The organism is uncultured Roseobacter sp., from assembly GCF_947495275.1.
Lineage (GTDB): Bacteria > Pseudomonadota > Alphaproteobacteria > Rhodobacterales > Rhodobacteraceae > Roseobacter.
Map to the genome: position 1 here is coordinate 349296 of NZ_CANLYL010000002.1, position 22894 is coordinate 372189.

The window sequence follows — 22894 nt, forward strand, 5'->3', positions numbered from 1 at the left end:
GAACAGTGCCGTCTGAACACCCTTTGGAGCAGATTGCGGCCAGATCGGAGCATCAAATTGTCGAGAGTCATTCTTCCCTTTGTCCTGGCGACTCTTTTCGCCGTGGCATTTCCGGCAATCTCGCCCAACAGCCTGTTTGCCGGCTGGGCGCTTGCTGACGACGATGGCGATGGTGATGGCGATAGCGACGATGACAGCGATGACCGTGGCAGTGCAAGTGGCGCGAGTGGGGGGGCTGGTGAGGGACGGAGGCCCAGAACCGGCAACAAAGGCGGGAATTTACTCGATCTGCTTTTTGGACGTGGGTCTCAGGTGCCTTCTGAAACGCCCACACCGCAACCTCTCCCCACCCGCGCGGCCGATGAGGTTGTTTCGGTCAATCTTTCACCCGAGGATTTGTCCACTCTGACAGATCGGGGATATGAGGTTGTTCGGACGTCGGAAGTGATTGCTTTCGGCGCGACTTTGCGGCGTCTGCGTATTCCCCCGGGTATTTCGCCTGACGCGGCACTCTTGGAGGTGCGCCAGCTTTCATCGGGGCAATTGTCCGATTTCAATCATTTCTACAGAGCCAATGCGGCTGAAAGCAAATCATGTGTGGGGCTGCATTGTCCCGCCTTCGCTCTCGTCGATTGGTCGCCTCCAGAACCGCCGTTTTCGGGGTGTGGTCGAAAGGTTGTGCGCCTTGGGTTAATCGATACCGGGATCAACCCTGATCATGAGGCCTTTATCAACAGTAGGCTGTCGGTTTTGGATTTTGATCCCGGCGGCCCCGGTATTTCCGGCGCCCAACATGGGACCGCGGTGGCAGCTCTTCTGATTGGTTCCCGCGAGGGCCGGGTGCATGGGGTGCTGCCTGACGCCGAGCTGGTGGCAGTCGATGCCTTCTACAAGATGGGGCGGGACGAACGCAGCGATGTCTTCAACATCGTGCTGGCAATGGATCAACTTGCCGCCGCAGATGTCGGAGTGATCAATATGAGCCTCGCCGGTCCCGATAACCTTCTGCTGGGACAAATGGTGGCGCGCCTGAGTGAAGACCGAATTCTGATCGTGGCGGCGGCCGGCAACGCGGGCCCACGCGCCGCACCTGCCTATCCAGGTGCCTACGGGCAGGTTCTTACGGTCACGGCTGTGGATGGCGACGGCAGGATTTACCGGCGCGCCGGTCGGGGCGCACATGTGGATGTGGCAGCACCCGGTGTCGATGTCTGGACGGCCGCTTCTGTGCGCGGCGTTCGAACCAAAACCGGCACATCCTTTGCAACGCCCTTCGCCACCGCTGCCGCCGCCATCGTGTTGTCGTCGGATGACGAGATGGCTGTGACCGCTGTCAAATCCGTCCTGCGCAGAACGGCACGTGATCTGGGTAAGGTCGGCCCGGACGAGATATTCGGCGCGGGGCTGGTGCAGTTTGCACCCCTTTGTGATGCTGCAGAAATCGGGCAACCCGCGCAGATGGAATAGGCGTCATTGTCGTTTTCCGTGATGTTTCATGATTTGGCGGATGGTCTTTCCCAGTTTCTTGTCTTTGGATTTGCGCTCCGCAAGGCTTGCCGTGTTGAATATTTCTTCAGCTTTCAATTTGCGCCACCGAGCAAGCCGAGCGTCATCAATGTCGCCTTCTTTGACTGCTGCCAGTACGGCGCACCCGGGTTCGGTTTCATGTTGGCAATCGCGAAAACGGCATTGTTCGCCCAAGGCGTGAAGGTCTGCAAATACCTCTTCGATACCTGAGGATACGTCGGTCAATTGCACCTCCCGCATACCCGGAGTGTCCAGGACAACGCATCCGTTCGGGATGGCGTATAACTGGCGCCTGGTTGTCGTGTGGCGTCCTTTCGCGTCGCTCTCCCTGATGGCACCGGTTTCAATTTCCCGGGATTTCGTCAAGGCATTGGTGAGTGTCGATTTCCCGACGCCGGACGATCCCAGAAAAGCGACGGTCTTTCCTGGTTTGCACCACACTGACAGCATTTCGCCTGGTGCCGCGCCGCGCGCATCAAGTGTCAATATCGGAACGAGTTCCGAAAGACTACGCGCCCTTTCCACGTAATCTTCGGGAGATGTGACCAGATCGCTTTTGGTCAAGAGAACAACAGGCGCAATGTTGGCTTCAATGGTCAGTGCGATGTACCTCTCCAGCCTTGCAACATTAAAATCCTGGTTGCAGGAAGACACGATGAAAGCCGTATCTATATTGGCCGCGATCAACTGGATACTTCGGTCGGTGCCGGGCGCGCGGCGTTTCAGAAGGCTTTTTCGGTCGAGAACGACGCTGGAAGGCGGGTGGGAACGATCAAGCAATAACCAGTCGCCGACCGCACTGTTCGGGAGAGGGGGAATGTGTTCGTCGATGGCGTCCCCGATCACGTGAAGGGCGTTTCGGTGAACTTCGACAACGCGCACGGGCGGGGTCTGAGTTAACGCATCCACGCTGATCTGTTGCGAAAAATAGGGCTGCCATCCATATCGTTCAAGCGTGGACAGCTTTCGTTCAGCGGGTGCGTGGCCTGCCTTGGAAGGAAAAAATCCGGAATAGTCCCGTGTCATTGGGTCAACTTTCATGTCTTTGTTCAAGGGGTTCTTGAGCCTAAGGTGTCAAGTGCATTGAGGTCACAGCCAAAAAGTATGCCAATCCTGAGATTGCCAGGTGTTTTGGGCTTTGGCTGCGTATCGGGAGGTCTTTTGCCTCCCCACCTTAACGGGACATGAAATCTCCAATGTGATCACATTGTGATAAGATGATCTGGCCACTTTTTCAAGGTCGCTGCGCTGCTCTGGATGCCAAATGCCGCAATGCACTCGATTGGGACGGGCTTACCGCCTTGATGCTCGTCGGAAGGCACCTGGTGCTGAGCCGGTCTCTCTTTTGAATGCGCGGTTGAATGCATTGGTGTCAGTATAGCCGGATTTGTCGGCGATCTCGTCAAGCGAGAGATTGCTTTCTTCGAGCATTCGTTTGGCAGCCCGAACGCGGCAGCTTGTCACGTAGTTGATGGGCGCGGTTCCCATGAGTGTTCTGAAATGCGTGGCAAATGTGGTTCTCGATTGCCCAAATACGCTCGCAAGATTTTCGACGGTCCAAGGAAAGATCGGATCAGCATGGATGCTGTCGAGGACTTGCTGAAACTTTGGATCGAAGAGCGCGGAGAGATGCAAGTCTTGGGATATCATCTCCTCTAGCCACGTTTGGATCGCATAAATGCAAAGAATCTCTGAAATTCGATTGAGTACTGAGGGCATATTGCCTGATTTATGCAAGAGTTCGCTGCGGATAAGTTGAAACAACATATCGGTTTTCTGCCGGTCCGGTTCGCTGTTGCCGCGATGAACCAACAGGTTCGGCAGGCGCGTCAGTATCGCAGGTGGTGCGCTTTCAGACATCTGGAAATAACCACACAAAAGATGCGTGCCGTCACTTGGATCACCTTGACCAAGCAGGTCGGGTGCGAACTCATCGCTTGGAATGATGTCGCAAGCCATGGGCGTCAACCCGGGCTTGGCGCTCAGGTTGTGCGCTTCGCCATTCGGGACAATCACATAGTCGCCCTTGTCAAGTTTTTCGCGTTGACCGGTTTGTGGCAACTCGACCCATGCCGAACCTGACAAGACCAGATGAAAACGCGCAAGATGAGAGTGGGAGTTGACAGCCGTGCTCCAATTCCCGGCGGGGTTTTTTGTGACATAGGCCGTGCTGCGAATACGCAGCATGTCGAGGATATTGAAGCTCAGCTCTGTCATAGCCCCCAGTCAACGCAAAACGTGCTGCTGCACAATAGTGCAGATTGATTATTGAACGATCTGCAAGAAAACTCGAATTCCTGACCCTTATGAAAAAGCTACCGCTTCCTAACATAGAGTGTACCGCCTCGATCCTTGGGCCACACAACCAATAGCTATGAAAGTGAAGCAATGAGAAAATCGACCATCGCCACGCTGACCGCTTGCTCGGCACTTGCCGTCGTTGCCTTGAGCCAAATCAGCACGACCGCAGTTGCGCAACAGACCGAAGACTGGAAACCGACCTGGACGGAGGGGGGTGAGCTTGTCCTGCCCGAAGGGTATCGGGAATGGGTCTATCTTGGTTCCCCCCTGACGCCAAATGCCCTGAATGGGGGCGCGGCAGGTTTCCCGGAATATCACAATGTCTATGTGCATCCGGAAGCTTACAAGATTTACAAGGAGACCAAAGTCTTTCCCGAAGGCACAATCTTGTTGAAAGAACTTCAGCTGACGCTGGAAGCGGAGGAAGAAGACGGGTCTCGTTCCGAGGTGTCAGGACGCGGGTACTTCCCGGGTGCGTTTAACGGCATCGACATTGCTGTAAAAGATTCCTCCAGGTTCTCGGACAGCCAGAACTGGGGGTATTTTAACTTTGGTCACCATGCGCCGCCCTATGCAGAAACAGCAGCGGCTGCACCGATAGAGGCCTGTGCGTCATGCCATATCGACAACGCCGATGAAGATATGGTTTTCACGCGTTTCTATGCGATCCTGGGGGCAGACTGACCGGCTCTTGAGCTTGACGGGAGGTAGCTGACCTCGTCCTGCCGTCAGAAGTCGGGTCAATGCCGTTTCCCCATGCAGACCTGACACCATGAGCCCGGGCGATGCGCCGCCGACATAATTATCGCGTTGGCGGCGCATCTGACACCAGCCGTTTCACGAATGTTCTGACCATCCCCGACGAAAAGCGGACGGAGATTTTCCGAACCGCTTTTTGAAACGTACCGCAAGTTGGGTTGTGCTGCCAAAGCCCGTTGCTGCCGCAATCTGCGCAACGGTCATATCCGTTTCATTCAGCAATGCATGTGCCCGCGCGACCCGTAATTCGATGTAAAACTGGACTGGCGAGATTTCGACGTGTTTCTGGAAAAGGCGCTCCAACTGGCGGCGTGAAATATTCGCCAGATCGGCGATCTCGGTAATTTCCAGTGGTTCTTCGATGTGATCATGCATGACCTGCATGGCGTTGATCAGCTTCTGATTACGGCTGCCCAGAGCAACGGAGTATGCAGATTTTTGCAGCGCCTTTCTGTTGTTCGATCGGAAATGAATGCACATGTCCGAGATGATGATGGCGAGATCCTTGCCGAAATCGGATTCGATCATGTCGAGCATCATGTCTGTCGCAGCGTTGCCACCTCCGCAGGTCATCAAGTCCTTGTCGATCTCATAAAGATTTGTCGAAGGTTCCAACCCATCAAAATATTCGGAAAAAGCAGGCTGGTTCTCCCAATGCAAAGTGAACTTCCTGCCGCGCAGGGCGCCTATCTTGGCAAGCGCGAAAGCCCCCGTACAAATGCCTCCCAAATGGCAGCCAAAAGCGCGTTGCCGGTTGAGCCAGGCCAGAACTTTTGGGCTGGTGCTCTCCGCTGGCTCAATGCCGGAGCAGACAAATAGTCGTGCCGCGCGGGGAATGTTCTCGAGGTCCAGATCTGCGCTGATCTCCACACCGTTTGAGCATTGGACTTTTTGCCCGTCTTCACTGACGAGATACCATCTGTAAAGTTCCTTATTGGTGACCTGATTGGCAACCCTCAGAGGTTCAACTGCCGCGCTGAAGGCGAGCATCGTCAGTTTCGGCAAGAGCAGGAAGTAGATGTCTCTGGTCTTGCCATCAAAATTGATCTGGAAACTTGCAGCACCCTTGGGGATAAAATTCTTCTCTTTCATATTCGCGCTCCCCGGACGGCCGGATTGGAAAGGGTAGAAGTACCAAAACCCGCAGGGCTTTGGTACTCCGATTGTTCAGGCGCTCAGGTGCGCGACGGGTTCCCCGCTTTCTTCCCAGGCGCGAACCTCCTCGTCGCTGGCTTTGGGCGAGAAGAGACCGGTCATGGCATAGAATATCCCGATGACCGGCGATAACCAGCAGGCAAATGCCAGCGGGATGTAGAGCAGGTTTTCGAAGTTCCCATCCGCGATGCCAAGCCCGAGTGCGGTAATCACGAAAGCGCCGCCTGCGTTCCAGGGAATGAGGGGCGACACAAGCGTCCCGCCTTCTTCAATGGCGCGCGAGAGGTTGAGGGGGGAATATCCCATGCCGCGATAAACTGGCGCGAACATCCGCCCCGGCAAGGCAATTGACAGATAGGGATCGCCAGCGACGGTATTTGTCGCAACCGATGTGAGGATCGCCGAGGTTTGGATGCCGGCAAATGTTTTCACCTTCGAGATGATCACAGAGATGATTGATTGCAGGCAGCCTGTGCGTTCCAAGGCACCGCCAAAACCCAATGCCAGCAGCACCAGCGAGATCGTCCACATCATGGACTGGATGCCTCCCCGGTTCAGCAGCGGGTCGATTTCAGCGACGCCTGTGTCAATGGAGTAACCGCTGTTTGCGAAGGTGAAGGTCTCGTGCAGGCCGGCGCCCTGAAACAAAATGGCCATGATCCCCCCGACGACGGCGCCAGCAAAGAGTGACGGGATCGGAGGTTGTTTCATGATCGCCAAAATAATCACCAATACGGCGGGAAGCAGCATCAGCGGCGAAATCCAGAAAGCGTTTTCAAGGGCCGTGGTAATGACCGCGATGCGTTCAAACGAGACCTGGGATGTGTCGATCAGGGTGAATCCGACAATGAAATAGATGACCAGAGCGATCAGCATGGAGGGCACAGTGGTGGGCAACATATTTCGGATATGATCGAAGAGATTCGTGCCTGTGACCGCAGGGGCCAGGTTTGTCGTGTCGGACAGGGGCGAAATCTTGTCGCCAAAAAAGGCTCCCGACACAACCGCGCCCGCGGTCCAATACATCGGGATACCAAAGCCAGCGCCGATCCCCATCAAGGCCAGGCCCACTGTACCAGTTGTTCCCCATGATGTGCCTAGAGACACTGAAACAATCGCACATAGCAGCATTCCGGCAGCCAGGAACATTTCCGGTGAGAGAATTTTCAACCCGTAGTAAATAAGCGTGGGCACAGTGCCACTGGCGATCCAGACACCGATGATCATCCCGACCGTGATCAGGATGGAAACCGATGGCAATGAGATGTTTATGACGTGGAAAACACCCTCTTCGATGTTTGGCCATTTGTGCCCGAGTTTCAGACCGACAAGACCGGTGATCGCGATCCCGAACGCCAGCGGAATATGGGGCGTGAAATCCCCGAAGTAAAAGAGCTGTAGCCCAAGGACAAACAGCGTCAGGATGATGGGCAGAAGCGCCATTCCCAGGCTGGGTTGTTTTATCATTTCGTCATTCGCAGACATGCGGATCGCCTCCCTAAAATTGGTTCCTTACGATTTCTGGATTGGCGACAATCAATAGAATTCAGGAGGCGATCCCCCATGTCGGTGCGCACTCTTTTCAAGAGTTTGCGACAAATAGAGGATTTGAGCGTTATTATGGGCGCTGTCGTGATCAGAGTGCCCTGTCAGGAGAAGTTTCCCGTTCCCGCGGCATAAGGCTTTCAATGGTCTCCATGACTTCTGGTGGCAAGGCACCGAAGTTCAATGCTTCAGCAATGCCTTCTATTTGCTCGGCGGTCCGCGCGCCTGGGATCGGGATGTTGCAGGCGCCCTTGGCCCAAAGCCATCCAATGGCGCCTTGAACGAGGCTGCGGCCATCGACGGTCAGAAGGTCGCGTATGGCGTCAAGCTGGTCGAGGAAATGCGGATTGGCGCGCGCGCCCTTAAAGTAGGCTGTAACCATGCTGTCTCCGGCCCGAATATCGCCATCCCGGACAGTCGCGCCCGAGGTATAGGACCCGCCGAGCAACCCCATCGCGAGAGGAGACCGGATCAGGGCTGCCAGCGCGTTTTGCTCCACGACCCGTTGAATGCGCGGGGCATCGACCAGAACGTTCATCGCATGTTCAACAGCGGCAAAGCCCGGTCGAGACGCTACTGCCGCGGCATTTTCTGAGAAATCAGTGCTCCAGCCATAGGCGCGGATTTTTCCGGCGCTTTGCGCTTTTTCCATTTCATTGAAAATCGCTTCGGCTTGGGGAACCGGAAGCCCGTTGTCATGTAGCAGGACTAGATCTATGCAATCGCGCGCCAAGCGGCCAAGGCATTGGTCAATTGCGGGGCCGACCCGATCGGGGTGGGTGTCGCCAAAGGTCAGCTCCTTTGTATCCTCATTAATTGCAATGCCGATCTTGGTGACGACGATTGCATCGGGATGCCTTTTCAAACCGCGGGCCAGCAGTTTTTCGGAGTGGCCGGCACCGTAAGCGGCTGCCGTGTCAAACAGTCTTATGCCCCGGTCAAGTGCCGCATGGATTGCACGGATAGAGTCGCCGTCATCAGCATTGGTGTATCCCAATGATTGACCGTCGGAATACATCGCACCGCCAATTGGCCAGCATCCCATGCCCAGAGGGGCGATCTTCTGATCAAGAAATTTCATGTCATTGCTCCTGCTTTGAGATGCCCCCAATTCAAGCAGGTCACGCATTCCAACGAAATGAAATCTATTGTAATGATCATTTCATGAATGAAATGAACTTCGACTGGGATGATATTCGCCTTTTCCTGGCGGTTGCGCGTGGGGGCGGGCTTGCACCGGCTGCGGTTAAGACAGGAAAAAGTGCGCCGACGCTTGGCCGACGGATGTTGGCGCTTGAACGCCGCTTGGGGTGTGAACTGTTCCGGCGGCTGCCAAGGGGATATGAGCTTACCGAAGATGGAGAGCGGTTGCTGGCCAAAGCCGTCGAGTTGGAATGGAAAGTGGCGCCGATCATTGCTCTCAACGCAGCAGAGGTTAAGCCCGCCGTCAAAATCTCCGCCGGGGTTTGGGTTACCCATTTGCTCTGTAGCAAGCTCGCGGCCATCACCGGGACGAACTCTGTGCGGTTAAGGTTCATTGCCGACGATGAGATTGCTGATATCGGGCGCCGTGAAGCGCTGATCGGGGTTCGAAACCGCCGCCCTGAAGGACCCGGACTGGCTGGGCGCAGGGTCGCGCGGGTCAGATTTGCGACCTACGCGCGTGATGAAACGATCGATGCATGGGCGCGCGTTGTCGGATCGACGCCATCGGCGAAATGGGTCGGTGAAGCGTCCAGAAAGGCAGGCGTCATCGAAGTCACAAGTCCCCGAAACGCGCTTGATTTGGCGTTGGCGGGATCCGCAAGGATCGTCTTGCCGACATTTGTAGGCGATGGCTGTGCCACCCTGCAGCAAGTGTCGCCGCATATTGATGAATTGGAACATGATCAGTGGTTGGTGACACACCACGAAGACCGATTTCTACCCGAGGTCCGGGCACTTATCGACCGGATTTATGAAATCCTGAAAGCCAGTTCACAGGTTTGAAAGATCGTTTTCAGGCGGCTCTGAGGTGCTGACTTAGCCTTGGAAATGATCACCTGTCACGTCACGGCCTCCGGCCTCGAAGGCTTATTTAGGCGACAGGACACACTTCATGTGTTTGACTTTTGGGATACTGGAATTGAAGCTCTCGCGTCTTAGTCAGATTCCGGCGTTTGCAGCGTGGACCAGGTATCATCGCGCGGCGGAGCAGGCGGCGTTTCGCAGGCGCGGCGGTGAATGTTCACCTTGGCAATGAAATTGGCGGAAATAGGCGCCGTGACAAAGAGAAACGCCATGATCAGCAGTTCATGAAATGATCCGTCGCCAATCACAAGTGAATGCAACATTGACGCCAGCAGCAGCATGCCGATGCCAACCGTGCCCACTTTTGTCGGGGCATGCAGGCGGGTCATCGGGTCGTTGAACTTCAACAGGCCTATGGCGCCAACAAGGACAAATCCCGAGCCGATCAACAGCGAAAGTGCTGCGGCATATGTGCCGATTATTTGAGCCGTCATTCGATGATGTCTCCTCGCAGAATGAAGCGCGCAAGCGCAACGGTGGAGACAAACCCCAGCATTGCGATCAGTAACGATACTTCGAAATATATCTGGATGCCTTGCTGTATGCCCAGAACAACAACCAGCCCCAATGCATTGATGACCATCGTATCAAGGGCGAGAACGCGGTCCCCCGAACTGGGGCCAAGCACAAGCCGTATCATGGAGAGTATCTGGCCGAGCGCCAGCGTGACAAAGGCGATCGTCAAGGCGAAATCCAGCAGTCCCGATGCAAAGGTCATGAGAATATCTCCAGCAAGCGGCCTTCATACCGGGTCTTGATGTCATTCAGAACCGCGTCGGGATCATCTGTGTGCAGCACATGCACCAGCAGGCTGTGACCTTCGTCGGACAGATCGGCAGAAACTGTTCCCGGCGTCAGCGTGATGGTTCCGGCGAGTACCGTAATGGCCTCCGGTTCGCGCAGTTTGAGAGGCACGACAATCCACGCGGGTTTCAGTTTCGAATTGGGCACCGTCAGGACGATCCAGGCGACCTGAACATTCGCGACCAGAATATCCCACATGACGATGAGGCTGTAGCTGATCATCTTGTCCAGACGGAACCCACGCGGTGTGTCAGGCCACCAGACCGACGTTATCCAGGGAATGATGATCCCGAGAATGATCCCGAAAACAACCATTCCTGCTGAAACCTCGTTTTGCAGCAACGTCCAGACGACCGCAAGAATGAGCGTCAGAATGGGGTGGGGCAGCAGCCATCGGTATGCACGTGCCATATCAGTGGTCCTCCTTGGGCTTGCTGAGTTTGCCGGGGGTGTCGATCACAGTGGAGATATACGCATCCGGTGCAAAGAGCTGTGCCGCAATGCGCGTGGTGTATCCATGCACTTGACCGGCGAAGACGGTATGGGCGGTGAGGAGTGAAAAGAGTCCGCCGACGGCAACATAAGACAAGACGGTGGGTCGCGTCACGTCGCCGGGGTCTTCACCGGGGTCCATGCTATGTGCTTTCCAGAACAGGATGCTGCCAGCGCGGGCAAATCCGAGAATACTGATCAGGCTGGAGCCCAGCACAATGACCCAGATCCAGACTACCAGATCCGTCCCATAGGCCGAGTCCAGAACCAGCAGTTTGCCCAGAAAGCCGGACAGGGGCGGCAGACCGGCCATTGCAATCGCACCAACGAAGAACAGACCAGCGGTCAGGGCGCTGCCCATGACGGGGGGGTGCGGAACAAGGTTCAGATTTGCGCGACCGGTGCGCACGAGGTCAGAAATCAGAAAAAGGGCAGCGCCTGCCAGTGTTGAATGCACGATGTAGTAAAGCGCCGCGGCGATACCGGCGGGTGAAAACAGCGAGATTGTCACCATCACCATGCCCATGGAACCAATGATGGAGAAGGCGACCAACCGGTCCAGCTTTTTGGCCGCCAGAACGCCCAGCATGCCGATGGCCAGCGAAACCAGTGCGGCGGGTAACAGCCACAGATCGTGCAGGCCGGATGTCACCTCCAGGTCAGGCGGGAAGATCATGGTGTAGACGCGAATAATCGCATAAGCGCCGACCTTGGTCATGATGGCGAAGAGGGCTGCAACCGGTGCCGGTGCTTCGGCGTAGCTTGAGGGGAGCCAGAAATGCAGCGGCGCGAGCGCCGCCTTGATCGCAAAGACCAGCAATAAAAGAACTGCAGCGACCCGAATACCAACAGTTTCCTCCGGCCCGATCAGGGTCACACGTTGTGCAAGATCAGCCATGTTAAGCGTGCCGGTTTCGGCATAGATTGATCCCAGCGCGAACAGGAAGAGTGTTGAGCCGACAAGGTTGAAGAGCACGTATTGCACGCCCGCGCGCAACCGCGCGTTGCCACCCGCATGGATCATCAGCCCGTAAGAGGCGATCAACAGCACTTCGAAGAACACGAAAAGGTTGAAAAGGTCGCCGGTCAGGAAGGCGCCCAGAATGCCCATGAGTTGGAATTGGAACAGGGCGTGGAAATGTCGGCCACGGTTATCCCAGCCCGACCCAATGGCATAAAGCAGCACAAAAAGGGCTAGTACGGTTGTCAGCAGTACCATAAGCGTGGAGAGCCGGTCGCCCACAAGTACAATGCCAAATGGCGCGGCCCAATCGCTCAGTTGATAGAGCAGAACGGAGCCATCGGAGACCTGCCACGCAAGCCCCGCTGCTATGGAGATCAGCGCGACGACGCCCGCGACCGAGAATACACGTTGTATGCCAATATGATAGCGGGCGGCCAATACGATGAAGGGTGCCAGCAATGCAGGCAAGACGACAGGGGCGATAATCCAGTGCGTCATGTTTGCCCCTCGGATTTTGGTGTCGACGTATCTGGTTGGTCATCCACGTGATCGTCATTCGATCCCAGAAAGGCGCCGAGCCCGATCATGACCACCACGGCCGTCATGCCAAAGGAAATCACGATGGCCGTCAGTACCAGCGCCTGCGGCAGCGGGTCGGTATAGGCTGTCACATCGTCGCGCAAGATGGGCGGTGCACCGATGGTCAGCCGACCTGACGCAAAAAGAAAGACATTCACGGCATAGGTCAGCAACGACATGCCAAGGATAACCGGGAAAGTTCTGAGGCGCAGCACGAGATACAGACCGGCGGCCGTCATGATCCCGATGGCGGAGGCGACAAGCAATTCCATTTTACACGTCCCCCTTTGCGGTGTCGGGCCCTTCGGGGGCCAGGTCATCCCGTGAGGGATCAATATCCATCGGATGTTCGCTGTCGACGACATGAGCGCGCCGCGCGAGCCGCGAGAAGCTTTCCAGCGACAGCATCACAGCACCGACCACGGCCAGGAAGACACCCAAGTCAAAGAGGGCGGCAGTGGCCAGTTCGAACTTTTCAAAGGGCGGGATGCGCACGTAGGTGAAATCGGATGTCAGGAAGGGCTTGCCGACAAACCATGATCCGATACCTGTCAGGCCGGCGATCAGGACACCTGCCCCGATGACACCGTGATAGGGATATTTCAGCCGCGCCGAGGTCCATGCAAACCCGCTCGCCATATATTGCATCACGACTGCTATGGAGACGACGAGACCGGCGATGAACCCACCCCCAGGGTCATTGTGACCGCGCAGGAAGATGTAGAAACCGACCATCAGCACCACCGGCATGATGACCCGTGTCAAAACAACCATCATCATCGGATGCATGTCGCCTGCGCGGGGCTGGTCAGGTTTTCGGTTCAGAAGCCTTGCTCGTACTGGACCGTCGAGCAGTGTCTCGGTCAGCGCATAGATCAGCAGAGCCGCGATACCCAGCACGATGATTTCGCCATAGGTGTCGAAACCCCGGAAGTCGACAAGAATGACATTGACGACGTTGGTGCCGCCGCCGCCTTTGTATGAATTGGCCAGATGGAACTCCGAGATTGGCGTGCTGACCGCGTCGCGGAGCAGGTAGTGATAGGCCAGAGCAAAGGTTGCAAGACCCCCTGCGATCGCGACGCCGGTATCACGCACGCGCCGCAGTACCGTGCTTTCAACCGGTGTATGGTTCGGCAGGAAATTCAGAGCCAGCAGCAGCAAGATGATGGTCACCACTTCCACAGTGAACTGGGTCATGGCCAGATCGGGCGCGCTGAAGAAAACGAACCCGATGGAAACCATCAAACCGACGATGCCGATCAGGATCAGCGACAAAAAGCGGTTTCGGTGCATCAAAACCAACCCACAGGTTGCCGCGACCAACATAGCCCAACCGGCGATGAGCACGGGGCTTGCCGCCTGCACAGACCGCGTTGGCAAGGAACTTGTGCCGGTGCTCCACGCGTGAAAGCCCGCCGCGATCATGGCAACGGACGCGATGGCCACATAGCGGGTGAAGGCACCATTGTGCAATGTCAGGACAATCTTCTGCGCGAGCGACGCTGCGGCCTCGACAATGGCCTCAAAGATGACCTTGGCTTCGGGGCGCGGCGTGTTTTCCCAAAACCGCAGCATCGGTGTGAAAACGGCCAGCAGGATCAGACCGCCCGCCGTCGCGATCATGGACATATAGAGCGGCGGAACGAACCCGTGCCAGATTTTGAAATGGGCTTTGGGGACCTCTGCTGCGTCACCAAGCAACGAGGCGGTGACCATTTTGACAAAAGGTTCGGCGACAAACGGGGCAATGCCGATCACGATAACGGGCACGATCAGCAGACCCGGGGGCAGCCACATGCCAGCACCGGGATCGTGTGGTTTGGCAGGGTAGTCATCGCGCACCGGTCCGAGAAACACATGCCCGATCAGACGGAAGCAATAGGCCGCAGAAAAAAGTGAGCCAAGCGTTGCCATAACCGGCAGCAGCCAGTTGACGCCGAACAAGGCAGTATGCGTGGCTTCTTCGAGCATCATTTCCTTGGACAGGAACCCGTTGAGCAAGGGTATGCCGGCCATTGACAGGGCGGCCAAAGTGGCAATCACAAAGGTTACGGGCATCAGTTTGCGCAGGCCCCCCAGCCGCCGGATATCGCGGGTATGCGCTTCGTGGTCGATGATCCCTGCCGACATGAAGAGCGCGGCCTTGAAGGTTGCATGATTGAGGATGTGAAACACTGCGGCCATCGCGCCAAAGGCTGTGCCGGTCCCCAAAAGCATCGTGATCAGCCCCAGATGGCTGACGGTCGAGAACGCCAGCAGGGCTTTGAGGTCGTGCTTGAAGAGCGCAATCACCGCACCCAGAACCATTGTGACCAGACCTGCGGTGGTGACGATTGCAAACCATTCCGGCGTCCCGGACAGAATCGGCCACAGACGGGCCATCAGGAAAATACCGGCTTTCACCATCGTCGCGGAGTGCAGGTAGGCCGAGACCGGCGTTGGTGCGGCCATCGCGTGGGGCAGCCAGAAGTGGAATGGGAACTGTGCGGATTTTGTGAAACAACCCAGCAGGATCAATAGCAGCGCAGGCAGGTAGAGAGGGTCGGCTTGAATGAGTTCACGATTTTGCAAAATGACGCTGAGGTCGTAGCTGCCCACGATTTGCCCAAGGATCAGCATGCCACCGATCATTGCCAGGCCGCCCATACCCGTGACCGCCAGCGCCATACGCGCGCCCTGTCGACCCGCAGGCAGATGTTTCCAATAACCGATGAGCAGGAAGGAGGACAGGGAGGTCAGCTCCCAGAAAATAAGCAAAAGCAATATGTTATCGCTCAGAACGATCCCGACCATCGCGCCCTGAAACAGCAGCAGGTAGGTGAAGAATTCGCCCATGTTATCATCGCGACTGAGGTAGTGGCGGGCATAGGCAATGATCAACAGGCCAATGCCAAGGATCAACAGGGCAAAGAAAAAGCCTAACCCATCCAGCATCAGCGTGAAATTCAACCCCAGCGTCGGCATCCAATCGACCCGAGCCAAGACCACTTCACCGGCGAGAACGGCAGGCAGATTTGTCAGCAAGCCCAAAAAGGCCGAAAGCGATACGATGAATGTGACACCTGCACAGGCAGCCCGTCCTGCGGCATTCATCAGTCCGGGTAGGAGCGCTCCAAAAAAGGGTAAAGCAACGATGAAAAAGAGGGACACGTCAAATCCTTATCCAATTAGTCTTTCAAACTGCAATGAAACGATTGAGTTTGCAAAGACATACCGGCAATTAGATCGCAATGTTGCAATCGCCGCATAATTGTAAATGTCTCCGCCCGGTTTCTGACGGGCCAATGGTTGATAAGGTGATGAGCCGTCCGCCAATTTTCTGAGCATCTATCCAAATTCGACTGAGGCAAACAAAGGTTTGATTCGGCAGAGATTGACTGCGGATCATTGGCGCGAGCGTAGGGATGTTTTGTCGCTGCTGCTTGCCCGGTTTCTTAGACCAGCTTTCGGTTTTGAGGACATGATCTTTCGAACACCTGATTAACCTATCAATGATAGTCATCGGTTCAGCGTTAGTACGAAGGCCTGATATGGAACTAAATCTGGACTGGACCAAAGATTCCGTTGTGCAGCTTGAAGATGAGATTCTTCCAGTGCTGTGGATTCCGATCGACTTCGTTCTTGAACAGAGCGGCAATGCGGACATTCAGGATGTTTCTGGAAGAATGGACCGTGCGGCGGATTTGCTGCGTTCGTCGGGCAGCGAGAATTTTCAGGCAGAAGGGGCTATGGTTGAGGCAGCGCACCGCGAAATTTGCCAGGTCGCTGCCAACTCTGTGGACCAGACACATGAGCTTTTGAAAGACTTCGCTTCTGATCAGACCGATCCTGATCGGCGCGCCGCCGTTCTGAAGTCGATTCGTGAAATGATGCGCCCAGCAGTTCTCGAAGCCATCAATGTCTTGCGCGAAACATTTTTGACCATGGTTCTGTCGCGACAGTACAAGCACGCCAATATGTCGAAACATTCGATCGCGGAACTGGATGTGATAAGTAAGAAAATTTTCTACGTCGCGATCAACGCTTCCGTTGAAGCTGCGCGGCTCGGCGATCAAGGGGCTGGGTTCGCGCATATCAGCACCGAAATTCGCAGCTTGTCTCAAAGCGCCCGTACTGCCATCGACAATATGAAATCCGGTCGATAGGGCGATGTGTGCTGTAAAAGAGCTTATGCGACACGACTGATCTGCCTGCATTTTTCAGCTGGGAGCTTTTCAGGCCGTCCATCGGTCGAGTTTTGGAATTCCGCGGGTAAAGGCCCAAGCCATAATCCGGGGCATCCCTTTGGCGGTCAAGGCATCCACGCAGTGTGACTGAAACTCCTCGACGGATACTCCGGGATGGCGAAATGCCCCGTCCGCGTAACACAGCGAACAATACGTTACGCTGCGGCTTCCGTCTTTCTCGATGCCGCCACCTTCAGGGTCCCTATCAAACGGCATTCCGCAACTCTGGCATCTTTTCCCCATAATATTCTCCTTGATCTGTGCTTCAAAACCATGGAATCTAAACCATGGTTCATAATCTATGGTTTTAGATGCGTATTGGAGAACTGTCAAAGAGATCCGGGTTTAGCCGCGACGCGATCCGCTTATATGAAAAGCAGGGTCTGATACCGGTATGCGGTCGCGAAGGCGGCAATAACTACAAGACCTACCCGGAAGAGGCGATCATGACGCTGGAGGTCGTTCGGGACGCGCAGGCAGCGGGGGTCAGCATCGGAGACCTCGCAATCCTGCTATCGCAACTTGATGCCGCGGACGGGGATGATCTGGACGGCGATGCGTTTCTCGCCAGCAAGATCGAAGAGGTTCAGGCCCGCATCGACGCTTCTCTGAGGTTTTTGAAAACGCTGGAAGACACACGGCAGGCGCTTGCAATTGCGCCTTACAAAACCATGCCTTCGGGCGAGTGACATGCCAACAGGCGACTAGCTCAACACCTGTCGCAGGCGGCAGGTGCATGAAATATCCCAGCCCGCTATTTTAGGTTCCTGTCTGCAAGATAATCGCCCAATCGCAGGCTGAGCTGAACAATAGAAAACGTTGGGTTGCAAAAACCGCCAGAAGGGAAAACTGATGACCCTGCGCAGAAAAGATTGTCACTTCCAAATACTTGAGCGTTCAAGTCCACAACGCCCGTTTCCGGGGTTGCCGCCATTCGTGTACCGCCCATGTGATGATAGCCGCCGGGGCAATGACCACCGCCTTCACAACTAAACTCAAGCTCAGATGATAAGACCCAGTCATCCAGACGCATCCTGACCTTGGTTTTTTCTGCAAAAAATTGTCCAAGGGCTAGTGCCGGTTCTCGAAATGTCCTTCGGTCCAGATCGCTTCGACGCCAGTGCAACTTCGCACGCGGATTGCCAAATCGGTCTACGTCCGAGGACAGTGTAACACGGTTTTCAAACACGGGTTCTTGTTCCGATGAACTGCGCAACCACGCGATGCGGGCAGGCGCTTCGGGCGCCGTGCCCAATAACTTGGCTATCCAGCTTGGTGGGGTGCAGTCCATATCCGGGTCGCGGTCAAGCCGGATTCGGCAGTTCAGCAACCCATTTTCGGTCATAAACCGTTGTGTCGGGGCAACGTACAATCGGCTTCGCGAGAAGGGCAGGTAAACGTCGTCATCTCCAAAAGACGTCCCTTCACAAAAAGCAACCTCACCGATGGTTTGGGTCAAATGCTCCATCCAGTAACGTCCGACAAGGTCATTTTTGTTGCCTAAACCATTGTTATGATCCCGATTCCACTGCAATAAAATGCGGTTGTTCTCGATGCCGCCGCAGGCAAGAACGAACGCATCTGCCTTCACGACAACCGAATGGCCGGAGTAGTTTTCAAAACGGACGGATGTTATTTTCTGGTCTTCTAACATGGCCTCCTGGGCGTTGGCATGCAGCAAGACATCAATGCCGGGGTCGGAGGAAAACGGTTCGCGGTACTTCTCTGCAAAACGTACCGGTTGCGAGAAAACAAAATGAACTCTGCGTAGATCATCCGTGCCTTCCAGCGCGCTGTCGTCCGGGAATTCCGGGATTTCGACAACTTCGCGGGCTTCATCCAGAAACGGATCGAGATCGCTACGCGAGATAGGCCACTCGGTAAGCGGAAAACCGGGTTTTGCTTGAAAATCCAACTCCTCCAGCGGACGGCACATCCCCCCCCAGTGATTTGTGGTGCCGCCAAAGAAACGCAGACGCGCGGTTTCGATGTCAAAGTACTCGTCGCCCTCAACGCTACCCTGGTATATTGCCTGCGAGTCGTCTTCCCAGTCTTCGCCGCCGCCTTCGGCCAGCAAGACCGTTTGCCCTCTTGAACGCAATTTTTGAGCCAAGGAAATGCCGGCAGCACCCGCGCCGATCACACATACATCATAATTTGCCGAAATTCCGGTTTCAGGGGTCAGATATCGCAGCAAGATCAGCCCCTGTTCTTATGATGATCGCGCAGCCTTTCAATGTCGTTGGTCGAAAGTATCCATCCGTTCCGAACAACCCAGCGCTCTCCAAGTTTGGCAATGCCGCCTAATTGGTGTCCGAGGAACGGAACAAGCAAAATGGAGAAGAATTTTCGACGCGAAATCATACTGAAACCGGGGGATATTGAAGCTGTCCGCAAACTTGCACATCGTTTGATGATTGACAAGAAAGGTGGCGGAAAGCTCGACCAAGGCGGCCACATCACCTAACCGACGCGTATCTATGGTCACCGCGTTGGGAGGGTGCCATCACGTGCTTGCGTCGCGGATTTTCGTGCCCGCATTGGTCGTCTGTCCTCAGGGAAACGTTTTGAAATGCAACGATACCCAGTCACTTTTCAGATCGCTTTTGGCTCCCCCCGGCTCGACAAAAACCGAATTCAGCAAGCAAACCGATCTCTCGGGCAGGCGAGGCGACACCTGACCGGCGGCATGGGTTTTCATGGTCAGCGACATGGACACCGCGCCGGTTTCCTGCGAGCGGCAAAGAATCTGAACGGATTGATTTGCCGCGACGCCGTCTTGGTCAAACAAAACAAAGCCATTTCCCATGGCAACCCATTCACGACTTAAGCTCCTGCGGCTATCTTCGCCATCAAGTGTCCCAAAGTGGACAAGAAGCTTTGAGGATCGGCGGTACATCTCCGTAATGCTGGTGGCTGGAAGGTCTTGATCAGACAGCTCTTCAATTAGTGCCTCCTGACCAACCGATTTCAGGAAACTCAGCAAATCGTTCCGATTTTTATATGTTAGAGTTTGGTCGTAGGACGAAACCGTGAGGCTGTGCAGACCGTTGCCAAAAGGCTGCAATTCGCTGACTTTTGCCCGAACTTGCTGCGCACTGAGATCGACCTGATCACGGGCCCCCGCCCAAATTACCGCCTTATAAGCGCGTGGATCGAATGGGAAGGTACGCCCTTCAAGGGCCTCGCCTACGCGCACGGTAACGGAGAGTTCCTCGTCCGGTTCCAGCAGGAACGCGGATGGTTCCAGCCAGTATTCGTGGGCTTCTGCCATCCCGCCGAGGATCATCGCCGTCAACAAGCCCAGTATTCTAAACATCGTTCAAAATTCCTGCGGATAAAACCGGCCCTGTAGGGGCTCCGGTTGGGGAACCGCCAAGAGGTTCTAAGCTGACGGCCAATGTCAGCCCCTGCGCTATCGAGACATCTGATCGCACATTTATCTGCCCACCGGGCGGCAGGACGCCCAATGAAAGAGGCACACCATTGTCGCCAATGAGCCAAACTTCGAAATCGGTGTTCTCTGGCCGCTGGCTTTCAAGCGGTGTGACTGTCAACAACTGATCTCCCTGATCATAGCTGGCCTGGAAAGAGTATCCCGTTTCGATGGCTTCCAAACGCGCAACATATTCCGGTGAATTGGGCCGTAATTGCGAACTGAAAATCACCAGAACCGCTGCCAGCCCTGCCGCGATAAGAGTTGGTAAGAAGGGCAAGCGCCATGTACTGCGCCCGACTGTTGCTGGCTTGCCAAACAAGCGTCGATCAATGGCCCTCTTCACCCAGTCGGGCGGGCTCGCCAGGTGATATTCGATGTTGAGAGAAGCAAGGCGCTCTTCCCATGCGAAGACACTTTGAACCAAAGCAGGTTCTTTCTTCAGTTGCTCGGTAAACGCGATTCGATCGGCGTGACCCATGAGACCAATGACATATTCGGCGGCATCTGCGTCCTGCGTGTCGGTGACATTCATTGCGAATTCTCCTTCAGGCAATCGCGCAGCAACAGGAGACTTCGACGTAGCCATGTACGCATGGTGTTCAACGGGATTTGAAACCTGTCAGCGAGTTCCTGATAGCTGTAGCCTTCGATATAGGCTGATTGCACGGCTTCGGCCTTGCGAGCACCTAGCTTCTCCAGACATTGATCGAGCTGCGCGCGCTGCATCGAATGGGCTGTCATCGTTTCGGGTCCGGGCGCGGTGTCGGCTATATCGAAGGCATCGGTAATGGGAACCGATGGTGCTTTTCGGCGCCGCAAGCGGTCAATGGACAGGTTGCGTGTAATTGCGATCAACCAGGACATCGGCTGTGCCTGACCTGGTCGGAAGCGATCCGCTTCTTGCCAGATGCGTACGTAAGCTTCCTGTAGCGCGTCTTCGGCTTCCGCGCGATCTTTCAGCATTCTCAAAGTAACGCCAAATAGCTTGCGCGACGTCACCAGATATAACTGATCGAAGGCCGCTCGGTCGCGAGAGGCGACGCGGCGGATGAGATCAGACAGGTCAGGCTCAACCCGCCGAAGAGGTGTTACGTTGTTGCTGCCATCGACGGCTATCGAATTGTTCATCAATAAAGTCCTCCGATTTCCAGTTTGACCGGCGCACGCGGCACCTTTGCCTTGCCTTGTTGCTCTACACGGGCCGCGCTCAATGCCTTGAGACGCGCATCATAGGTTTTGCGTATGTCGGGTGCTGATCTCAGGATGGTGGGTTTGAGAAAGACAAAGAGCGTTCTGCGGTTTTGGGTGGTGCTCCGTGACTTGAAAAGATTGCCGAGGAGCGGGATATCACCTGCACCGGGTACTTTTTGCAGGCTCTCCAGGTCATCACGTGTGATCAGGCCGCCAAGAACGATAGTCGCGCCATCATCTGCCAGAACACTTGTCTGTATGGACCTGCGGTTGGTGATCAGATCTGCGGCGCCTTCCAGATTGGCGTTCACCAGAGAGGATACCTCCTGGCTGATGTCCAGTCGGACGACATCACCCGCGTTGACCCTTGGCAGTACATTCATGGTGATGCCGACATCCCGTCGCTCGATGGTGGTGAATGGCTGCACGGTGTTGCCGTCCGTGGCGAAGGAGCCTGTACGAAACGGTACGTTCTGCCCGACCACGATGGACGCGGCCTGATTGTCTAGTGTCGTCAGGGATGGCGTGGACAGCAGGTTGGCTTTGCTGGTCTGGTTCAGTGCCTGCAGCAGAAGCCCGAAGTTGTCATTGCCGATGCTGAAACTGCCTCCCGCTGGTGCCAAAGACGCGTTGGGCACACCGATTGCTGCAAGGACGGAGCCCAGTGACACGCCACCGTTGCTGAATGATGTTGCTGCCAGCCCACCGGGTGGCGCCAGATCACCAAAACCAAGCTGTGCGCTCAGCCGCTGCGCCACATCGCCCGAAACTTCCACGATAGCGGCTTCGATCAGCACCTGTGCCCGCCTTTGATCAAGACGCCCAACCAAGGCCACAACTTCGCGGATTTGTGCCGCCGTTCCCCGCACAACGACTGCATTCAGCTCGGTGGAGGCCTGCACCGAAACGTCTTCGATGCCATCGGTTGCGGCAATACTCTGGAGGCTCTCGCTTTCGAGGCTTTCTGAAACGGGGTTGGTCAATCCGGCTGATCCGGTCAACGTGGCCCGTACCAGCTCCGCCACCTGCGTTGCCTCGCCAAAGCGCAACCGGATCACTTCGGTCGTCAGCGCAATTTGTGGGTTTTCTTCGGGGGGCACGTCCATCGAACTGGCGAGCGCCTGAATTTCATCCAGATCTTCCAGCGACCCTCTGACCAGCAGCGTATTGGACATCGGGTCTACAGACAGGCGCGCGCCAGTTGGGTCGGGCCCCAATACTTCTGCAATTGCAGAGCCGATAACGGATGCCTGGGTATGTTGAAACCGCAGCACACGTGATTGCCGGGTGTCTTCCTGATCCAACTCCGCCACCAATTGCATGATCCTCGCGGTGCTTTCCAATGTGTCGGTGATCAGCACTGCGTTCGGTTCTTCCAGCGCTTCAATCGAGCCTGAAACCGCCACCAACGGGCGCAACACGCGCACGGCCTCGCCAGATGGCAAGCGGTCCAGGATGACAAGCCGCGTCACAAAATCCTGGCTGCCGGGTTTTTGGGCACCTGTGACACGCGAGGCGGTGCGGGCGGTCTCCAAGGGCAGGACTTGCCAGATCGCGCCGCTTTGGACCGCCTGAAATCCGCGCACTCTCAGGATCGACTGGAAAAGCTCCCAGGCGCCTTCGGTGTCCAAGGGTTCCGCCGAAACAACCGTTATTTCGCCGCGCAGCTCAGGATGAACAATCAATGTTCGACCGCTGATCTGTGCCACCTGCTCGGCCAGCACAGTAATGTCGGTGTCGCGCAGGTTGATGATGAACCCATCCTCCGTTTCCTGCGCAAGAAGCGGCGAGACCATCAATAGCCCGGCTGCAAGCGTTGATCTGAAAAACGTCAAAGCG

The 22894-nt window shown here is 55.8% G+C and carries 23 protein-coding genes; 6 read left to right on the top strand and 17 right to left on the bottom strand.

Annotated features, from left to right (window positions below; genetic code table 11):
* The first annotated feature begins 57 nt into the window (after window positions 1-57).
* Window positions 58-1467: a S8 family serine peptidase gene (locus tag Q0802_RS04945; RefSeq protein WP_298914435.1), complete on the top strand. Its 1410-nt coding sequence runs from the start codon at window positions 58-60 to the stop codon at window positions 1465-1467.
* A gap of 3 nt (window positions 1468-1470) precedes the next feature.
* On the opposite strand, the gene rsgA is transcribed toward Q0802_RS04945, so the two are convergent.
* Window positions 1471-2568: a ribosome small subunit-dependent GTPase A gene (rsgA, locus tag Q0802_RS04950; RefSeq protein WP_298914438.1), complete on the bottom strand. Its 1098-nt coding sequence runs from the start codon at window positions 2566-2568 to the stop codon at window positions 1471-1473.
* A gap of 252 nt (window positions 2569-2820) precedes the next feature.
* Complete coding sequence (locus tag Q0802_RS04955; RefSeq protein ID WP_298914441.1) at window positions 2821-3744, bottom strand: AraC family transcriptional regulator; 924 nt, start codon at window positions 3742-3744, stop codon at window positions 2821-2823.
* Window positions 3745-3915: 171 nt separating this feature from the next.
* Between Q0802_RS04955 and Q0802_RS04960 the strand changes: the two genes are divergently transcribed.
* Window positions 3916-4512 carry a cytochrome P460 family protein gene (locus Q0802_RS04960; RefSeq protein ID WP_298914443.1) on the top strand — a complete coding sequence of 199 codons (597 nt, stop codon included), beginning with the start codon at window positions 3916-3918 and terminating at the stop codon, window positions 4510-4512.
* A gap of 153 nt (window positions 4513-4665) precedes the next feature.
* Here the strand turns inward: Q0802_RS04960 and Q0802_RS04965 are convergent, their stop codons facing one another.
* The 3 genes from Q0802_RS04965 to Q0802_RS04975 form a co-directional block, all read right to left on the bottom strand.
* A complete protein-coding gene (locus tag Q0802_RS04965; RefSeq protein ID WP_298914447.1) occupies window positions 4666-5679 on the bottom strand; it encodes a GlxA family transcriptional regulator in 1014 nt (337 codons plus the stop codon).
* A gap of 75 nt (window positions 5680-5754) precedes the next feature.
* A complete protein-coding gene (gene nhaC / locus Q0802_RS04970; RefSeq protein ID WP_298914450.1) occupies window positions 5755-7227 on the bottom strand; it encodes a Na+/H+ antiporter NhaC in 1473 nt (490 codons plus the stop codon).
* A 151-nt stretch (window positions 7228-7378) separates the two neighbouring features.
* Window positions 7379-8368 (bottom strand): aldo/keto reductase, encoded by a 990-nt coding sequence (locus Q0802_RS04975; protein ID WP_298914453.1) that lies wholly within the window; start codon window positions 8366-8368, stop codon window positions 7379-7381.
* A gap of 83 nt (window positions 8369-8451) precedes the next feature.
* On the opposite strand from Q0802_RS04975, the gene Q0802_RS04980 reads away from it, so the two are divergent.
* Window positions 8452-9276 carry a LysR family transcriptional regulator gene (locus Q0802_RS04980; protein ID WP_298914456.1) on the top strand — a complete coding sequence of 275 codons (825 nt, stop codon included), beginning with the start codon at window positions 8452-8454 and terminating at the stop codon, window positions 9274-9276.
* A 152-nt stretch (window positions 9277-9428) separates the two neighbouring features.
* Here the strand turns inward: Q0802_RS04980 and mnhG are convergent, their stop codons facing one another.
* Genes mnhG through Q0802_RS05010 form a run of 6 tightly spaced genes read right to left on the bottom strand, consistent with a single transcriptional unit; the run spans window position 9429 to window position 15349 of the window.
* A complete protein-coding gene (mnhG, locus tag Q0802_RS04985; RefSeq protein WP_298914459.1) occupies window positions 9429-9791 on the bottom strand; it encodes a monovalent cation/H(+) antiporter subunit G in 363 nt (120 codons plus the stop codon).
* Window positions 9788-10075, bottom strand: coding sequence for a K+/H+ antiporter subunit F (locus Q0802_RS04990; RefSeq protein WP_298914462.1), 288 nt, complete (start codon window positions 10073-10075; stop codon window positions 9788-9790). The genes mnhG and Q0802_RS04990 overlap by 4 nt, the downstream gene beginning before the upstream one ends.
* Complete coding sequence (locus Q0802_RS04995) at window positions 10072-10572, bottom strand: Na+/H+ antiporter subunit E (protein WP_298914465.1); 501 nt, start codon at window positions 10570-10572, stop codon at window positions 10072-10074. The genes Q0802_RS04990 and Q0802_RS04995 overlap by 4 nt, the downstream gene beginning before the upstream one ends.
* A gap of 1 nt (window position 10573) precedes the next feature.
* The gene (locus Q0802_RS05000; RefSeq protein ID WP_298914467.1) at window positions 10574-12115 is read right to left on the bottom strand and encodes a monovalent cation/H+ antiporter subunit D; all 1542 of its coding nucleotides are present in this window, start codon (window positions 12113-12115) and stop codon (window positions 10574-10576) included.
* On the bottom strand, window positions 12112-12468 hold the full coding sequence (locus tag Q0802_RS05005) for a Na+/H+ antiporter subunit C (protein ID WP_298914470.1): 357 nt from the start codon (window positions 12466-12468) through the stop codon (window positions 12112-12114). Before Q0802_RS05005 ends, Q0802_RS05000 begins: the two co-directional genes overlap by 4 nt.
* A gap of 1 nt (window position 12469) precedes the next feature.
* Window positions 12470-15349 carry a monovalent cation/H+ antiporter subunit A gene (locus Q0802_RS05010; RefSeq protein WP_298914473.1) on the bottom strand — a complete coding sequence of 960 codons (2880 nt, stop codon included), beginning with the start codon at window positions 15347-15349 and terminating at the stop codon, window positions 12470-12472.
* A 341-nt stretch (window positions 15350-15690) separates the two neighbouring features.
* Between Q0802_RS05010 and Q0802_RS05015 the strand changes: the two genes are divergently transcribed.
* A complete protein-coding gene (locus Q0802_RS05015) occupies window positions 15691-16344 on the top strand; it encodes a methyl-accepting chemotaxis protein (protein ID WP_298914476.1) in 654 nt (217 codons plus the stop codon).
* A 69-nt stretch (window positions 16345-16413) separates the two neighbouring features.
* On the opposite strand, the gene Q0802_RS05020 is transcribed toward Q0802_RS05015, so the two are convergent.
* Complete coding sequence (locus Q0802_RS05020) at window positions 16414-16668, bottom strand: zinc ribbon domain-containing protein (RefSeq protein WP_298914479.1); 255 nt, start codon at window positions 16666-16668, stop codon at window positions 16414-16416.
* Window positions 16669-16736: 68 nt separating this feature from the next.
* Between Q0802_RS05020 and Q0802_RS05025 the strand changes: the two genes are divergently transcribed.
* Window positions 16737-17114, top strand: coding sequence for a MerR family transcriptional regulator (locus tag Q0802_RS05025; RefSeq protein ID WP_298914482.1), 378 nt, complete (start codon window positions 16737-16739; stop codon window positions 17112-17114).
* Between the two features lie 65 nt (window positions 17115-17179).
* Here Q0802_RS05025 and Q0802_RS05030 read toward each other — a convergent pair whose 3' ends face one another.
* A complete protein-coding gene (locus Q0802_RS05030) occupies window positions 17180-18622 on the bottom strand; it encodes a GMC family oxidoreductase (protein ID WP_298914485.1) in 1443 nt (480 codons plus the stop codon).
* 138 nt (window positions 18623-18760) lie between these two features.
* Here Q0802_RS05030 and Q0802_RS05035 point away from each other — a divergent pair, with 138 nt between their 5' ends.
* Window positions 18761-18892 (top strand): hypothetical protein, encoded by a 132-nt coding sequence (locus Q0802_RS05035; protein ID WP_298914488.1) that lies wholly within the window; start codon window positions 18761-18763, stop codon window positions 18890-18892.
* Between the two features lie 87 nt (window positions 18893-18979).
* On the opposite strand, the gene Q0802_RS05040 is transcribed toward Q0802_RS05035, so the two are convergent.
* From Q0802_RS05040 to gspD, 4 genes are read right to left on the bottom strand one after another with little or no spacing between them, the layout of a single operon-like run.
* The gene (locus Q0802_RS05040; RefSeq protein ID WP_298914491.1) at window positions 18980-19744 is read right to left on the bottom strand and encodes a hypothetical protein; all 765 of its coding nucleotides are present in this window, start codon (window positions 19742-19744) and stop codon (window positions 18980-18982) included.
* Window positions 19737-20396: an anti-sigma factor gene (locus tag Q0802_RS05045; RefSeq protein WP_298914494.1), complete on the bottom strand. Its 660-nt coding sequence runs from the start codon at window positions 20394-20396 to the stop codon at window positions 19737-19739. Before Q0802_RS05045 ends, Q0802_RS05040 begins: the two co-directional genes overlap by 8 nt.
* Window positions 20393-20992 carry a sigma-70 family RNA polymerase sigma factor gene (locus Q0802_RS05050; RefSeq protein WP_298914497.1) on the bottom strand — a complete coding sequence of 200 codons (600 nt, stop codon included), beginning with the start codon at window positions 20990-20992 and terminating at the stop codon, window positions 20393-20395. Before Q0802_RS05050 ends, Q0802_RS05045 begins: the two co-directional genes overlap by 4 nt.
* Entirely contained in the window at window positions 20992-22890 is a 1899-nt protein-coding gene (gene gspD, locus Q0802_RS05055; protein WP_298914500.1) for a type II secretion system secretin GspD, read from the bottom strand. Before gspD ends, Q0802_RS05050 begins: the two co-directional genes overlap by 1 nt.
* Window positions 22891-22894 lie beyond the last annotated feature (4 nt).

Excerpts from the sequence above, each read along its gene's own strand:
- rsgA (WP_298914438.1), bottom strand. The coding sequence starts at position 2,568 with ATGAAAGTTGACCCAATGACACGGGACTATTCCGGATTTTTTCCTTCC.
- Q0802_RS04955 (WP_298914441.1), bottom strand. The coding sequence starts at position 3,744 with ATGACAGAGCTGAGCTTCAATATCCTCGACATGCTGCGTATTCGCAGC.
- Q0802_RS04960 (WP_298914443.1), top strand. The coding sequence starts at position 3,916 with ATGAGAAAATCGACCATCGCCACGCTGACCGCTTGCTCGGCACTTGCC.
- Q0802_RS04965 (WP_298914447.1), bottom strand. The coding sequence starts at position 5,679 with ATGAAAGAGAAGAATTTTATCCCCAAGGGTGCTGCAAGTTTCCAGATC.
- nhaC (WP_298914450.1), bottom strand. The coding sequence starts at position 7,227 with ATGTCTGCGAATGACGAAATGATAAAACAACCCAGCCTGGGAATGGCG.
- Q0802_RS04975 (WP_298914453.1), bottom strand. The coding sequence starts at position 8,368 with ATGAAATTTCTTGATCAGAAGATCGCCCCTCTGGGCATGGGATGCTGG.
- Q0802_RS04980 (WP_298914456.1), top strand. The coding sequence starts at position 8,452 with ATGAATGAAATGAACTTCGACTGGGATGATATTCGCCTTTTCCTGGCG.
- mnhG (WP_298914459.1), bottom strand. The coding sequence starts at position 9,791 with ATGACGGCTCAAATAATCGGCACATATGCCGCAGCACTTTCGCTGTTG.
- Q0802_RS04990 (WP_298914462.1), bottom strand. The coding sequence starts at position 10,075 with ATGACCTTTGCATCGGGACTGCTGGATTTCGCCTTGACGATCGCCTTT.
- Q0802_RS04995 (WP_298914465.1), bottom strand. The coding sequence starts at position 10,572 with ATGGCACGTGCATACCGATGGCTGCTGCCCCACCCCATTCTGACGCTC.
- Q0802_RS05000 (WP_298914467.1), bottom strand. The coding sequence starts at position 12,115 with ATGACGCACTGGATTATCGCCCCTGTCGTCTTGCCTGCATTGCTGGCA.
- Q0802_RS05005 (WP_298914470.1), bottom strand. The coding sequence starts at position 12,468 with ATGGAATTGCTTGTCGCCTCCGCCATCGGGATCATGACGGCCGCCGGT.
- Q0802_RS05015 (WP_298914476.1), top strand. The coding sequence starts at position 15,691 with ATGATAGTCATCGGTTCAGCGTTAGTACGAAGGCCTGATATGGAACTA.
- Q0802_RS05020 (WP_298914479.1), bottom strand. The coding sequence starts at position 16,668 with ATGGGGAAAAGATGCCAGAGTTGCGGAATGCCGTTTGATAGGGACCCT.
- Q0802_RS05025 (WP_298914482.1), top strand. The coding sequence starts at position 16,737 with ATGCGTATTGGAGAACTGTCAAAGAGATCCGGGTTTAGCCGCGACGCG.
- Q0802_RS05035 (WP_298914488.1), top strand. The coding sequence starts at position 18,761 with ATGGAGAAGAATTTTCGACGCGAAATCATACTGAAACCGGGGGATATT.
- Q0802_RS05040 (WP_298914491.1), bottom strand. The coding sequence starts at position 19,744 with ATGTTTAGAATACTGGGCTTGTTGACGGCGATGATCCTCGGCGGGATG.
- Q0802_RS05045 (WP_298914494.1), bottom strand. The coding sequence starts at position 20,396 with ATGAATGTCACCGACACGCAGGACGCAGATGCCGCCGAATATGTCATT.
- Q0802_RS05050 (WP_298914497.1), bottom strand. The coding sequence starts at position 20,992 with ATGAACAATTCGATAGCCGTCGATGGCAGCAACAACGTAACACCTCTT.